Genomic DNA, 13,434 nt, shown 5'->3' on the forward strand with positions numbered 1-13,434 from the left:
TCATGGTGACTCCTGTTGATCAGGAAGATGCCGGGAGCCGCTGCCGGGATCGACGAGTTCGCAGACGCTGCCGAGTTCGAGGCCTCAATGAGGTGACCGGCGCTCAGGACGGCGGGCCCCACGCCAAATCCGTCGAGCTGCGGGCGCTGATCCTGCCGCACGTGCGGCAGCCCGATGGGGCCCACGCCCTGGACCATCTCCTCAGCACCACCCACCAGTTCAGCCATACCGGGGGCAGGCGGCGCATCACGCGGCGCGCCTGAAGGCCGCTGCACCCCACCGTTTGACGGGCAAGGAGGCCCTCACTATTCCAGCGCTGGTCTCCTGTCCGTCCCGGCAGACGACCCTTGACCCGGCGACGTGATCAGCACCGGGACCCCGGCCGGCGTCGGCCACAGGCAGGGACTCTTCCTGCGGTCGGGCACCGAGGTGCGCATCGAGATCGAAGGCATCGGCACCCTTGTCGACACCTGCGCCTGATCGACAGGGCGCGCCGGGGGCCGTTCCAGCCGGAGGAACGGCCCCCTCACCACACGATTCCGGCAGCCTACGGAGGACATGACGACATGAGTAAAGAAACCAAGAACAGCTTCGGCGGCGGCGACCCGTGGGGGTACATCCAGCCGTGGGACGAGGAGCGTTTCGGCCCGGAGGTCCACGACGTCGAGCAGCGGGTGAAGTGGGAAATGGCCATGGCCATCGCCGGTGGCCTGCCGTACATCTGGCAGGAGCTGGCCCGGCCGATCTCCGAGATCGTCTACGGTCTCCTCGAACTCCGTGCCGGAGACCGGGTTCTGCTCATCGGTGAGGGCATCGCGCCCGCCGGGTGGGTCGAGGACATGCGGGCCCTGGTGGGACCGGAGGGCGTCATCGACACCGTGGAGATCATCAAGGACGGACGAAACGCCGTCCTGGGCAAGATTCCCGGCCGGAACGGCCAGGTCGGCTGCTGGCGCTGGTCGTACACGGACTCGGTGGACGACGAAGCATACGACTGTGTCGCTGTGTTGCAGGCGACACAGCACTGTGACGACTGGGCCGAGACGGCCGCGGACCTGCTGCGGGTGATGAAGCCCGGCCGGCGCATCGTGCTGGCCGAAGCGGTCTTGAAGGGAGCGACGTTCTACTCCCGTATCGACTCCGACGTCCACCTTCGGCAGTGGTTCGACAAACTCTTCGGGCACGTCCCCGCGGACGACATCCCGTACTACTCCGGAGAGCAGATCCGCGAGGCGTTCGGGGACAAGGTCGACAGCCCTCAGCTGATGGAGTGGAAGGGCATCGAAATGTACTGGGGCCGAAAGAGGTGAGCACTGCCGTGCGCTTCGGGCAACAGGCCGCGGCGCACGTTCCCCCTCACCCGGGTCGATCCACTCATTCACCCAAGGACAAGGAGGTCCCCGTGAGTGTTGTTGAAGACGTCATGGTCCTGGGCTCCGACCATCCGTTGCGCAGTGTCGTCCGCGACGAGCACCTGCTTCTCTCGCCGCCGCATCCCCCGAAGGTGCCCGTCAAGCTGTGGGCGGAGCACCCGCCGCTGACCGTGGTGCACTACCCGCAGCAGTACGAGCCAGAGGCATTCGCCCGGCCGCGCGATGTCTACGAGAACGACGAGATCCGTGTCGAGTGGCAGAAACTCGACGGTCGGCAGCCCTTCTACCACCGCAACTGCGACGTCGACGAGATCTCCTACCAGATCGGCGGCGAGCGGACGCTGATGTCCGAGCTCGGTGTGATCGAGTTCGGGCCAGGTGAGTTCTCCCGTATCCCGCGCGGCGTTGCCCACGACAACTACGGCCGTGAGGACAGCCACCTGCTCTTCTACATTCCCGCGCCGGTGACCGAGCTGGCGTCGGCTCAGCGGGAGTCCGGGGCCGTGTTCCCGCCCTTTCCCGGCTGGCAGCCTGGCGAGGCAAACGAGGCGATCACTCAGTGCATGGCCGCGGCCGGCCACGACGTCACCGTCTTCGGGGTCGACGAACAGTTCCTGCTCGAGCAGGTGCACCACGAGGACCGGCGGATGGCGGTGCTGCGGGCCGATCCCGGTCAGGACGTCAGCTGGCTGTACACGACCGATCGCATCCGCCTCGGCATGGTCACCACCACCCCTGGCGGACAGCGCCGCTACCGGCGCACTCTCGACGCCGACGAGATCCAGTACCAGGCCCATGGCCACCGCACGCTGATCACCCAGCGGGGCGTCGTCGACCTCGAGCCGGGCGACTTCGTGCGCATCCCGCTCGGCATCTCCCACGCCAGCGTGGTGAGCGAGCCCGGTGACTACGTCAGTCTCCTCTCGCACCAGGAACTGCACCAGGTCGCCGAGACCGCGCGGACGGCGAACGCCTACACCCCCGAACAACTTCCGAGCCTCACCGTGGAGGTCCACTGATGGCCACGATGCTTGCCCTGCGCGCGCACCAGGGTGCCGAAGCACTCGCCCTGGACGAGATACCCGTCCCCGAGCCAGGTCCGCTCGACGTGGTCGTGAAGGTCGCCTCCGCCGGCCTGGCGCCGGGCATCATGCGCCTGCTCCATATGGGGGCGCTCAAGCATCTGCCCACCACCCTCGGCCACGAGGCCGCCGGCGTCGTCTCCGCCATCGGCCGCGATGTCACGGGCCGCGCGGTCGGCGACCGAGTACGGGTGCACCCCCTGCTGAACTGCCGTGAGTGCGACTACTGCCGTACCGACCGGGACATGATGTGCGATCAGCAGGCCATGCTCGGCCACGCCGCCTTCGGCGATGCCCGGATGCCCATGTACGAGCAGTACCACGATGGTGGACTAGCGGAGTACGTCCGCGTCCCGCACTGGCTGATCGATTTTCTGCCGGACACCGTCAGCTTCGACGTCGCGGCCAAGGTCCAGGATCTCGCCAACGCCGTACGTGCGCTCAAGTGCGCCGACCTTCCGGAACGGGCCACTCTCGTGGTCACCGCCGCGACCGGCACCATGGGAACCGCGACGGTCAAACTCGCGGAGCACTTCGGAGTCGCCCGTCTGATCCTCGTCGGCCGCGACGCCGAGCGTCTCCACCGCGTCGCCGGGCTTGCCGGCGGCATACCGGCCGGAGTCGTCGCACTCGACGAACTCCCCGAGAACTGGTCGACCGACGGCACTCTCACCCGCCGACTGCGCCGGCTGGCACCCGAGGGAGCTGATGCCGTCATCGACTTCATCCCGGAGGGTCCCGCCCTCGGCCAGACCATGGCCGGCATGGCGACCGGCGGGACACTCGTGCACATGGGCGGCAACTCCACCCCGCTGCCCCTGCCCCCCATCGCCCTGATGATGCATTGCTGGCGCTTCGTCACCACGCGCGCGTGCACCCGCCAGGACACGACGGATGTCCTGCGTCTGCTCGGGACGGGCACCCTCACCGTTGACGAGCTCATCACCCATCGGTTCCCGCTCACCGAAGCGATCAAGGCCATGGACGCCATACAGCAACGTGCCGACGACCCCATGTGGATGACCGTGATCAACCCCTGACCCGGCACGCGAGCGGGTCACGCCTGCGCGGAGTCACCGCTGGAGGCCTCGCTGCGGGTTCCAGTCCGGGTCCGGGGCCGGCTCGGAGTCCTGCAGCTTCGGCGTCGACACCGGCTGTTGCCGCTGAAGCGCACTCCTGCCGGCTCTGGTCAAGGCCTCGGGGAGCTGACGGGCCGTAGGCCGTGGAGGACGGTGTCGACGATCTGTTCGGGCAGCCCGTCCGGGAGATCGGGGTCGCGGTGCGTGAACGAGCGGATGAGCAGGGGGCCGACGAACATGTCGATGACCGTTTCCAGGTCGACGTCCGTACGGAGCTCCCCGGTCAGCTGGCCCCGGCGCAGAACCTGCAGTCCGAGGTCCCGCCGGGGAATGATCACACTGGAGTGATAGGCGGCCCAGATCTTCGGGCTGCTTCTCATCTGGGCGTGCGCGTTGAGCAGGATCGCCGACGAGCGGCTGAGCAGACCGCGTTGGCGCAGCGACTCCAGCAGAACGACCAGGTCGTCCCGCATCGACGTACCGGGGAGTGTGCGCTCGGCCGGCTCGGCGGCGCGCATGACGTCGACGAAGAGGTCCTCCTTGCCGCTCCAGCGGCGGTATATGGCCGCCTTGCTGACGCCGGCAGAGCGAGCGATGCGGTCGACGGAGACATCGGCCAGCGCAACACCGTTCTCCAGGAGCCTCATCACCCCGTCCAGAATGGCCTGTTGCACGGCCTCGCTGCGGGGGCGGCCCCGAGTGGGTTCGTACGCCGACGGACGGGTCTTGGCACGGCTCATGGCGTTTCGTCCTTTCACGCGCGATGCGCCGACGGCCATCCCTCGGTCCAGGTCTGTGCCGTGTTCAGGGCGGCGGTGGGTGTTGGCACACCATTGCGCGACCGAGAGGTCGTGGTCGAGCCGCCCGGGAACCGCTGCTGCGAATCTCCGTCCGCAGGGCATCCGCCGATAGCCAGGGCCGGTTAGTCCGACGATCGACCGGCGAGGGCGTCGGGATTCAGTTCCTCGACCAAACGGTAGAGCAGACGGTGAATGGTGTCCTTGTCGTCCGAAGAGAGCGGCGAGGTCGTCTCCCCTTCGACGCGGCGGGCGATCGACGCGGCACGAGCGGCAGTCGTGTGTCCTTCGGCGGTCGCGAACAGGCGCATGCTGCGGCGGCTGGTCGGATGCGGCTCACGTCGCAGCAGGCCTCGCTCGACGAGCCCGTTCACCGCTGCCCCCATGGACTGGGCCGTGATGCTGGAGCGGCGCGCGATCTCCGCGGCGGACACCCCTGGCGTCCACAGGACTTGCTGCAGAGCGTTGTGCTGCGCCAACGTGAGGTCCTCCGCGCGCAGCGCCCGCTCCAGCCGTCCGGCGATGAGCTGCGAGAACTGCCAGGCCAGATATCCGGTGGTGGTGGGGAACGCCGCGTCGGTCACGGCCGCAGTCTACGAGAGTGCGGCGTGCCGCTTGCGAGCGTGTCACCGGTCGGCGGAGCTGCGCCGTTGTGTCATGAACCGTGGGCCTGGGCCGCCTTCCGGCCTGGATGTGGCGTGCGCGAACGGCCCTTGACCGGGGGCGGGTCAGCCGACGGCTGCGCCGCGTGACCCGCGGACATCCCGCCAGAAGAGCGTCGCGGCGGCGACCAGGATCCACGTCACCAGGACGGCGATGCCGGCGGTGAGACCGTCGTTGTTGAAGTGGGACAAGCCCTGGACGGCTCGTACGCCGACTCCCACCGGGAGGATCTCCGAGAACGGGTGGAGCCAGTCCGGCAGGTAGGCGGTGGGCAGAGTGCCGCCGCTCGTGCTGTTGCCGAAGGTGAACAGCACCACGGCGGCCAGCGACATCCCGGCCCTGCCGAAGACGCGCATGAACGCCATGGTCGCGCTCGCGACGGCTGCGGCCATCAGCGCGATGACCCCCGCTATGCCCAGGAAGGGTCCCGGCAGCGCCGAGAAGCCCAGGCTTCCGGCTATCACGGCCACCAGAATGCCGCCGAGGACGCTGAAGGAGGCCAGGCTGGCCAGCCTCCACCGGTATTCCAGTCGGGGAGCCATCTGGTAGGTCATCATGCCGAACAGGAACCCGGCCAGTACGACGCCGAACCCGGCGTAGAACACCGACATACCGCGGGTGTCGCCCGCCGAAGCCGGCACGACGTCCTGCACGCTCATCTGCTCGCCGTTCGCCTTGGCGACACCGGAGAAGGCGCCGGTGACCGTCGAGGTCACGGAGGGACCGTTGGCCCCGGCATAGAGCAATTCGGCGGAGCTTCCGGAGTCGGTGACGTAGGCGGCGTACACCTTTCGGTCCTGCAGTGCGTGGCGGGCCGCGGTCTCGTCGGGGTAGTGCTTCACGTCGAATCCACCGGGCAGTCCGATTTCCAGTCCTCCGGTGACCTGTTCGAGCTGTCGGGTCGTCCCGACGACGGCGACCGGAAGGTCGTGCGGCTGGGGGGCGTGAAAGGCGGCCAGGAACACGCTGACGAAGATCGAGCCGATGATCAGCACGATCCCGACCGGGAGCAGAACCCCCTTCAGCCCAGTGGCCCCTTGCGGCGCTGGAGCGGTGTCCAACGCATGGTGATGGGGCGCGTGGCGCGGTTCGACGGAAGTGGTGGGTGTTGTGGGCATGGGAGGGGGCTCTCATCCTGATTGGAAGCTACCTGATAGTTGTATCATAGAAATATAAGGTGTCTTATCATTGGAGTCGCTCATGAACCGCACGCACGCAGATCCGTCCACGCGCATGGGCTACCTGGCGTGGCAGGTGGTGCATGTCATGGGAACTCGTCTTGAGAGAGCGCTGCGTTCGCTCGACCTCACGGCTGCCCAGCACAACGCTCTGCAGCACGTCGTCTGGACGCCGGGCATCTCCGCCGCGGAGATCGCGCGTCGGACCGGCTTCACCCCCCAGTCCATGGGTGCCGCCGTCAACGCGCTGGTGGACCGCGGCCTCCTGGTGCGCCGAGAGCATCCTTCGAACCGCAGAACCGTGCAGCTGACCATCACCTACAGCGGCGCGAAGCTCGCCGATCGGGCGCGGAAGCTAGTGGAGCGACTGGACACGGAGGCGCTCGCGGTCCTCGCTCCCGCCGAGCGGGCGGTCATTCATTCCTTGCTGCTCCGCGTGCTTGCCGAGCTGAATCCTGACGCCTTGCCGCCTTCGGATCTGCGTGGTGCGGACTCCGGAGTGGCGTGATCTTGGTTGACTTCGCAGGAGAAGCCTTGGTGCGCCTTGTTTCTCTCCTGCGATGTGTTCGCTGCCGTGATGTTGTCACCGGGAGAGCAGCCCGCTGGACGGTGGCTGTGCTTCGGCCTGTCGGCCGAGAGTGTGTGGTCGGGGTCGGCCTGTGGGTCGACCCAGTGCCGGCCGACAGGTCAGGCGGGAGGCGTCTGGCGGTCGTGTACGAGCCCGCTGTCCCAGGCCCAGGCGGCGATCTCTACGCGGTTGCGCACGCCGAGCTTGTCCTTGATGTTGGCCAGGTGGGTCTTGACCGTGCCCAGGGACACGAACAGCTCGCTGCAGACCTCCTGGTTGGTGCGGCCCACCGCCACCAGGCGTACGACGTCGAGTTCGCGCTCGGAGAGCGGATGCGGGACCGCTTCCGGCGGGTGTTGTCCGGCGAGGTGTTTGAGGAGTCGGACGGTGACGGCGGGGGAGATCAGGGCGTCCCCGCGGGCGGCGGAGCGCACGGCCTCGATCAGGAGGGTGGAGCCGGCGTCCTTGAGGAGGAAACCGCAGGCGCCGTTGCGCAGGGCGGTGTAGGCGTAGTCGTCCTGGTCGAAGGTGGTCACCACGACCACGCGGATCGGGTCGACGACGCCTGGCCCGGCCAGGGCCCGGGTGACCTCCAGACCGTCCAGTCTGGGCATGCGGATGTCGACGAGACACACGTCGGGGCGCATCCTGCGGGCGAGTTCGACGCACTCGGCGCCGTCGGCGGCTTCGCCGATCACCTCGAGGTCGGGCTGGGTGTCGAGGATCAGTCGGAAGCCGGTGCGGACCATTTCCTGGTCGTCCGCGATCAGTACGCGCGTCCGTGGACCGTTGCGATCGCTGTCGCCGCTCATGCCGATGATCCTTCCACAGCTGCCAGGACGGGGAAGTCGGCACTCACGCACCAGCCGCCGTCCGCTGTCTGTCCGCAGGTCAGCGATCCCTCCACGGCCTCCACCCGTTCCCGCAGGCCCACCAGGCCGAAGCCGCCCCGCCCGCCGGTCGGTACAGCGGCGCGCGTCTGCGGCGCCGTGTTGCGCACCTCCCCCCGCAACCGGTCGCCGCCGGAGTGCCGGTCCAGTTCGAGGCGGACCACGACGTCCGAACCATGGGCGTGGCGGCGCACGTTCGTCAGCGCCTCCTGCACCACGCGGTGGACGGACGTCTCCACCTCGGGAACCAGCCGGATCCCGCGCACCTCGGGCGCGACGTCCAGCGCCGCGGCGGCGCCGTTCTCGGCGAATGCCGAGACCAAGCGCTCCAGCTCGGTCAGCAGCTCACCCGGGCGGGCGGAGTGGTGATCGTCCTCGCGCAGCACCCGCACCAGCCGGCGCATGGAGTCCAGAGTTTCCCCGCCGGCTCGGGAGATGCCCTCCAGCAGCGGCTTGATCTGCTCCGGCGAGGTCTCCTGGATCATCAGCGCGGCGTTGGCCTGCACGACGATGCCGGTGACGTGGTGGGCGACGAAGTCGTGCAGGTCCCGGGCGAGTTCCAGGCGCTCGTTGTGGCGTACGGAGATCACGGCCCGGGCCCTGCGGGAGTCCAAAAGACGCAGATAGCAACCGAGGCCCACGACACCGCCGACGGCGAACGTCAGCACGAAGGAGAACTGGAGGTAGTCGCCCGTCGTGCTCCCGCGCAGGGGCATGGCGATCACCGCGGCAGCCAGCGCCGCCGACAGCGTCACGGCGGTGACCGGGCGCGTCACCCGCCGCGCGGTCCGGGGGAGCAGTATGAGCAGGGCGACCGTTTCGAGCAGACCCCACGAGCCTGAGATCTGGGCATACCCGCACAGGCCCACGGTCAGGGCCAGGGAGCCCAGTGCGGCGACGCCGGCACGCCAGTCGGGACCCGGCCGGCGGGCGGGAAAGAGCAGCGCGGCGGCGGCGAGGGGGCCGGAGACCAGGGTAAGCCAGCCCGACCAGCGGTTCTGCGGGTCGTAGTGGGTCACCAGGTCGAACAGCCATACCAGGGCCAGGCCTGCGCAGAGGGGGACCGTGATGGCGCGCCGGACGGCCGGGGAGAGCGGAGTATCAGGTTCCACGCCCAAAGGGTACGTAGGTACGGCCGGGCAGTGGGTCGGCCCGCAGGCCGATGCCGGCCGCCTCGGACCGGCCCGGCGGCCGAGGGAGGGCGCGTGCGTCCGGCGGGATCGTCGACGGCATGCAGATCCTCACCGTTCTCGAATGGGCCCTGGCGGCGCTTGCCGGGTTGTGCCTCGTCCTGTGCGCCCTCGTCACCGTCGATTCCGCCCGATGAAGGCGTTCCGTGCGACCACGGACTCCCTCGTCCTGGTGTGTGCCGGTCTGAAGAAATCCTGCGGCCCGACCTGGGCGCTGGACGGTGTCGGCGTGTCCGTCCCGGCGGGCGGGTCGCCGCCCCGTGTCCTGGCCTGAGCCGCTCCCGTCCCGGACAGGCTCGGCCGAGTCATCCGCGCGTGGAGATATAAAGGTGGTTGATGCACACACGCTTGTTTGATGTGGATCAGGAGGTTAATGCTTGGCCTGTGTCCAGAACCCTGGCGCTGATCACCGGTGACTCCTCGGTCGGCGGTGTCACCTGTGCCGTGCCCGCGGCCGCCCGACTGCGGCCTTCTCCCGGTGTTCCTGTCGGCGGCCCGGTCGTGGCGCACCCTCCGACCGCCGGTGACGTCCGGCTGCTGGAGCGCGCGCCGGACCCGGCGCCACTCTTCTCCCGCCGTCCCGAGAACGGCAGCCCGCCCGAGCAGCGGGCATGGCACACCTTCGCGGACGGCTCTGCCACCGACACACCTTTGATAACCACCCGCACCCCCACCGAGGGAGAGTGGCCATGTCCACCGAGCATCCCGCTGAAGCAGAGACTTTCCCCGGCGAGTCCCCCACGCCACCACCCACCCGGCGTACTTTCATCGCCACGACCACCGTTGTCGGAGGAGTCGCCGTGGCAGGCGGCCTGATCGCGGCGTCGCCCGCGCTCGCCGCCGAGGAAACGGTGGCCGCCGAGGTGGTGCCCGGCAGCCGGGTCTCCTTGACCGTCAACGGCGTCCGGCGCACCGTCACGATCGACAACCGCACCTCGCTGCTCGACCTCCTGCGCGAGCGACTCGACCTGACCGGCTCGAAGAAGGGCTGCAACGCCGGTGCCTGCGGCGCCTGTACGGTCCTGGTCGACGGACGCCGGGTCAATTCCTGTCTGACGCTGGCGGTGCGCCTGGAGGGCGCCGAGGTCACCACGATCGAGGGCCTGGCGAAGGGCGACCGGCTCCACCCGATGCAGCAGGCGTTCATCGACCAGGACGCCTTCCAGTGCGGTTTCTGCACATCGGGCCAGATCATGTCCGGCGTCGGGTGCATCCAGGAGGGTCACACGGGCTCCGCGGAGGAGATCCGGGAGTGGATGAGTGGCAACCTCTGCCGCTGCGGCTGCTACGTGAAGATCGAGCGCGCGGTCGAGCAGGCCGCCGCCGGCCGGAAGTGAGGATCGATCCCCGTGCATCCCTTCAGCTACACCAAGGCCGCGGACATGCGTGAGGCTCTCAGCGCCGGTTGGCGCGGCGGGCGTTACATCGCCGGCGGCACCACGCTCGTCGACCTGATGCGGGAGACCGTCGAACGCCCCGGCTCACTGGTCGACATCAGCACCCTGCCACTGCGCGAAGTCGCCGTCACCGCGCGCGGGGGACTGCGCATCGGCGCCCTGGTCCGCATGGCCGAGGCCGCCGCCCACCCCAAGGTGCGTGTCCTGTACCCCGTCGTCTCCGAGGCGCTGGAGCTGAGCGCCTCGGCCCAGCTGCGGAACATGGCCACCATCGGTGGCAACATCATGCAGCGCACCCGCTGCGCCTACTTCCGTGACGTGAGCGCCGCCTGCAACAAGCGTGAGCCCGGCTCCGGGTGCGCCGCGCTGCAGGGCTACAACCGCAGCCACGCGATCCTCGGCACCTCCGACCACTGCGTGGCCACGCATCCCTCCGACGTCGCCGTGGCCTTCGCGGCACTGGAGGCGACCGTGCACCTGTTGGGCCCGGACGGGGAGCGCCGTGTCGCCTTCGCCGACTTCCTGTTGCGGCCCGGCAAGACACCGAACCGTGAACAGGCCCTGCGCCAGGGTGAGTTGATCACCGCTGTGGAGATTCCGGCCCACGCGCGCCCACTGAAGTCCGGTTACCTGAAGGTGCGCGACCGGCAGTCCTACGAGTTCGCGCTCACCTCGGCCGCAGTGGCCCTGCACATCCGTGGCGGCGTCATCCGCGACGCGAAGGTCGCCGCCGGCGGGGTGGGCACCGTGCCGTGGAAGCTGCCCGCCGTCGAGCGCCACCTCATCGGCGAACGCCCTTCCGACCGGCTGTGGGCCGAGGCCGCCGAGCACGCGGCCGACGGGGCCCACCCCCTCAGCCACAACGGCTTCAAGCCCGAGCTGCTCAAACGCACCGTCGAACGCCAGCTGCGCACCGTAGGAGGCACCAAATGAGCCAGCCGCAGGCAGCTGTCGGTGCGGGGCTGCCCAGGGTCGACGCACGGCTGAGGGTGACCGGGGGAGCGAAGTACGCCGCCGACAACAATCCCGACGGGGTTGTGCACGCGGTCATCGTGGAAAGCAGCATCGGGCGGGGCCGGATCACCGGCATCGACACCCGTGCCGCCGAAGCCGAGCCAGGCGTACTGAAGGTGATCAGCCACCTCAACGCGCCCAAGCTGCCGCCCGTGGAAGGGCGGTTCCCGCCGGGCAAGCCGCTGCGCGCCTTTCAGGACGACCGGGTCCAGTTCTTCGGACAGCCCGTCGCGGTGGCGGTGGCGACCACGCTGGAGATCGCACAGCACGCCGCGAGCCTTGTGAAGGTCTCCTACGCCGCCGAGACCTCCTCGACCGACCTGAGCGTCGCCGACGCCGCCGGAGAAACCCAGACCTATGCACGCGGCGACGCCGACCGGGCCCTGGACTCCGCCCCCGTCCGGCTTGAGAGCGCGTACCGGACGGCCCGCAACCACCACAACCCGATGGAACCGGCCGGCATCGTCGCCCACTGGGACGGCGACCGGCTGACCGTCTGGGAGAAGACCCAGTACGTGCAGGGCGCCGTGTTCACCTTGTCCGGCGAGTTCGGCATCCCTCCGGGCAACATCCGCGTCATCTCGCCGTTCGTCGGCGGAGCCTTCGGCAACGCCGCCCGCACCTGGGTGCACTCCGTCATCGCGGCCATGGCCGCACGCGAAGTGAAACGTCCCGTGAAACTCGTCCTCACCCGCAGGCAGATGTACTTCACCGTGGGATTCCGGCCCGCATACGAGTACGGACTGCGACTGGGCGCCGACCGAGGAGGCCGTCTGACCGCGTCGACGCACGAGGTCCGCGCCGAGTCCTCCCGCTACGAGACCTACAGCGAAAGCGTTCTCGTCCCCGGCCGGATGCTCTACAGCACGCCCAACGTCCGCCAGGCGTACGACCACGTCCCGCTGGACGTGAGCACGCCGTGGTTCATGCGCGGCCCCGGCTACGCCAGCGGCACCTACCCGGTCGAGTCGGCCATGGACGAACTCGCCCACGAACTGGGCGTGGACCCGATCGAGCTGCGTCTGCGCAACGAACCGGCCGACGACGAGTCCAGTGGCCTGCCGTTCTCCACCCGCCGCCTGCGCGAGTGCTACCGCACGGGCGCCCGTGAGTTCGGCTGGCACCGGCGTAACCCCAAGCCCCGCTCGACGCGTGACGGTGACTGGCTCATCGGCATGGGCATGGCCGCCGGTGTCTACGACACCGCGCGCAGTCAGGCCCAGGCCTCGGTCCGGCTCGACGCCGACGGCACCGCCCTGGTGCAGTCCTCGACCAGCGACATGGGCCCCGGCACGGCCACGTCCATGTCCCAGGTCGCTGCCGACGCACTCGGCCTGACCATGCGCCAGGTGACCTTCGGGCTCGGGGACTCCCTGATGCCCCCGGCCCCCGTCCACGCAGGCTCGATGACCATGGCCAGTGTCGGATCCGCTGTTCAGGACGGTTGCGACAAGCTGCGCAAGCAGGCGATCACGCTCGCGGTCGACGACGAGGGATCACCGCTGTACGGCGCCGATGCGGCCGGCATCGTGGTGCGAGGCGGTCGGTTGTACGTGAAGGACGATCCCGCGCGCGGGGAGACCTACCAGCGGCTCCTGGCCCGCAACGACCGGACCCATCTCGAAGTGCTCGGTTCGTACGCCGGGGCACCGGAACCGGAGAGGTTCTCTCTCTACGCCTACTCCGCGATCTTCGCCGAGGTGGCCGTCGACGCCCGTCTCGGCCTGGTACGGGTCCGGCGCATGCTCGGTGTCTACGACGCCGCCCGCATCGTCAACCCGAGACTCGCCGACAGCCAGGCCATCGGAGCCATGACCGGCGGGATCGGTCAGGCCCTCCTCGAGCACACGGTCACCGACCACCGCGACGGCCGGATCGTCAACGCGAACTTCGCCGACTACCTCGTGCCGAGCCACGCCGACATCCACGACCTGAAGGCGATCTTCATCGACGGGGAGGACTACGAAGCCGACCCCATCGGAGTCAAGGGGCTCGGCGAGGTCGTCATCGTCGGAGTGGCACCCGCCATCGCCAACGCGGTGTTCAACGCCACCGGTCGCCGCATCCGTGACCTGCCCATCACCGCCGAAGCACTGCTCTGAGCCCCCGGGTGGCCGGTGTACCCCACCCGGCCACCCGGGCCGTCCGGCGCCCGTGACGTCACACCGCCGGGCGCCAGGGCCGTCGCCGCGGTTTCCTCCCC

At 69.2% G+C, this 13,434-nt stretch carries 14 protein-coding genes; 9 read left to right on the top strand and 5 right to left on the bottom strand.

Annotation, left to right across the window (positions count from 1 at the left end; translation table 11 throughout):
* The first annotated feature begins 360 nt into the window (after window positions 1-360).
* From OHN74_RS42335 to OHN74_RS42350, 4 genes are all read left to right on the top strand, one after another.
* Window positions 361-480 (top strand): fumarylacetoacetate hydrolase family protein, encoded by a 120-nt coding sequence (locus tag OHN74_RS42335; protein ID WP_327699872.1) that lies wholly within the window; start codon window positions 361-363, stop codon window positions 478-480.
* An 86-nt stretch (window positions 481-566) separates the two neighbouring features.
* Window positions 567-1,310, top strand: coding sequence for a hypothetical protein (locus OHN74_RS42340; protein ID WP_327699873.1), 744 nt, complete (start codon window positions 567-569; stop codon window positions 1,308-1,310).
* Window positions 1,311-1,402: 92 nt separating this feature from the next.
* Window positions 1,403-2,392 (top strand): hypothetical protein, encoded by a 990-nt coding sequence (locus OHN74_RS42345; RefSeq protein WP_327699874.1) that lies wholly within the window; start codon window positions 1,403-1,405, stop codon window positions 2,390-2,392.
* Complete coding sequence (locus tag OHN74_RS42350; RefSeq protein WP_327699875.1) at window positions 2,392-3,495, top strand: alcohol dehydrogenase catalytic domain-containing protein; 1,104 nt, start codon at window positions 2,392-2,394, stop codon at window positions 3,493-3,495. The genes OHN74_RS42345 and OHN74_RS42350 overlap by 1 nt, the downstream gene beginning before the upstream one ends.
* Before the next feature lie 149 nt (window positions 3,496-3,644).
* Here OHN74_RS42350 and OHN74_RS42355 read toward each other — a convergent pair whose 3' ends face one another.
* The 3 genes from OHN74_RS42355 to OHN74_RS42365 form a co-directional block, all read right to left on the bottom strand.
* Entirely contained in the window at window positions 3,645-4,274 is a 630-nt protein-coding gene (locus OHN74_RS42355) for a TetR/AcrR family transcriptional regulator (RefSeq protein ID WP_327699876.1), read from the bottom strand.
* A 182-nt stretch (window positions 4,275-4,456) separates the two neighbouring features.
* On the bottom strand, window positions 4,457-4,915 hold the full coding sequence (locus tag OHN74_RS42360; RefSeq protein WP_327699877.1) for a MarR family winged helix-turn-helix transcriptional regulator: 459 nt from the start codon (window positions 4,913-4,915) through the stop codon (window positions 4,457-4,459).
* A gap of 144 nt (window positions 4,916-5,059) precedes the next feature.
* Window positions 5,060-6,055: an ABC transporter permease gene (locus tag OHN74_RS42365; protein ID WP_327699878.1), complete on the bottom strand. Its 996-nt coding sequence runs from the start codon at window positions 6,053-6,055 to the stop codon at window positions 5,060-5,062.
* Between the two features lie 139 nt (window positions 6,056-6,194).
* Between OHN74_RS42365 and OHN74_RS42370 the strand changes: the two genes are divergently transcribed.
* Window positions 6,195-6,680 (top strand): MarR family winged helix-turn-helix transcriptional regulator, encoded by a 486-nt coding sequence (locus OHN74_RS42370; protein ID WP_327699879.1) that lies wholly within the window; start codon window positions 6,195-6,197, stop codon window positions 6,678-6,680.
* A gap of 179 nt (window positions 6,681-6,859) precedes the next feature.
* Here the strand turns inward: OHN74_RS42370 and OHN74_RS42375 are convergent, their stop codons facing one another.
* Together OHN74_RS42375 and OHN74_RS42380 are read right to left on the bottom strand one after the other, a co-directional pair.
* Window positions 6,860-7,552: a response regulator transcription factor gene (locus OHN74_RS42375; protein WP_327699880.1), complete on the bottom strand. Its 693-nt coding sequence runs from the start codon at window positions 7,550-7,552 to the stop codon at window positions 6,860-6,862.
* Window positions 7,549-8,742 carry a sensor histidine kinase gene (locus OHN74_RS42380; RefSeq protein WP_327699881.1) on the bottom strand — a complete coding sequence of 398 codons (1,194 nt, stop codon included), beginning with the start codon at window positions 8,740-8,742 and terminating at the stop codon, window positions 7,549-7,551. The genes OHN74_RS42375 and OHN74_RS42380 overlap by 4 nt, the downstream gene beginning before the upstream one ends.
* A gap of 211 nt (window positions 8,743-8,953) precedes the next feature.
* Here OHN74_RS42380 and OHN74_RS42385 point away from each other — a divergent pair, with 211 nt between their 5' ends.
* From OHN74_RS42385 to OHN74_RS42400, 4 genes are all read left to right on the top strand, one after another.
* Window positions 8,954-9,094 carry a hypothetical protein gene (locus tag OHN74_RS42385; RefSeq protein ID WP_327699882.1) on the top strand — a complete coding sequence of 47 codons (141 nt, stop codon included), beginning with the start codon at window positions 8,954-8,956 and terminating at the stop codon, window positions 9,092-9,094.
* 415 nt (window positions 9,095-9,509) lie between these two features.
* Complete coding sequence (locus OHN74_RS42390; RefSeq protein ID WP_327699883.1) at window positions 9,510-10,157, top strand: (2Fe-2S)-binding protein; 648 nt, start codon at window positions 9,510-9,512, stop codon at window positions 10,155-10,157.
* A 12-nt stretch (window positions 10,158-10,169) separates the two neighbouring features.
* On the top strand, window positions 10,170-11,150 hold the full coding sequence (locus OHN74_RS42395; protein WP_327699884.1) for an FAD binding domain-containing protein: 981 nt from the start codon (window positions 10,170-10,172) through the stop codon (window positions 11,148-11,150).
* Window positions 11,147-13,333, top strand: a complete 2,187-nt coding sequence (locus tag OHN74_RS42400) for a xanthine dehydrogenase family protein molybdopterin-binding subunit (RefSeq protein WP_327699885.1) — start codon at window positions 11,147-11,149, stop codon at window positions 13,331-13,333. Before OHN74_RS42395 ends, OHN74_RS42400 begins: the two co-directional genes overlap by 4 nt.
* Window positions 13,334-13,434: the final 101 nt, after the last annotated feature.

The sequence above is a fragment of the Streptomyces sp. NBC_00459 genome (genome assembly GCF_036013955.1).
Lineage (GTDB): Bacteria > Actinomycetota > Actinomycetes > Streptomycetales > Streptomycetaceae > Streptomyces.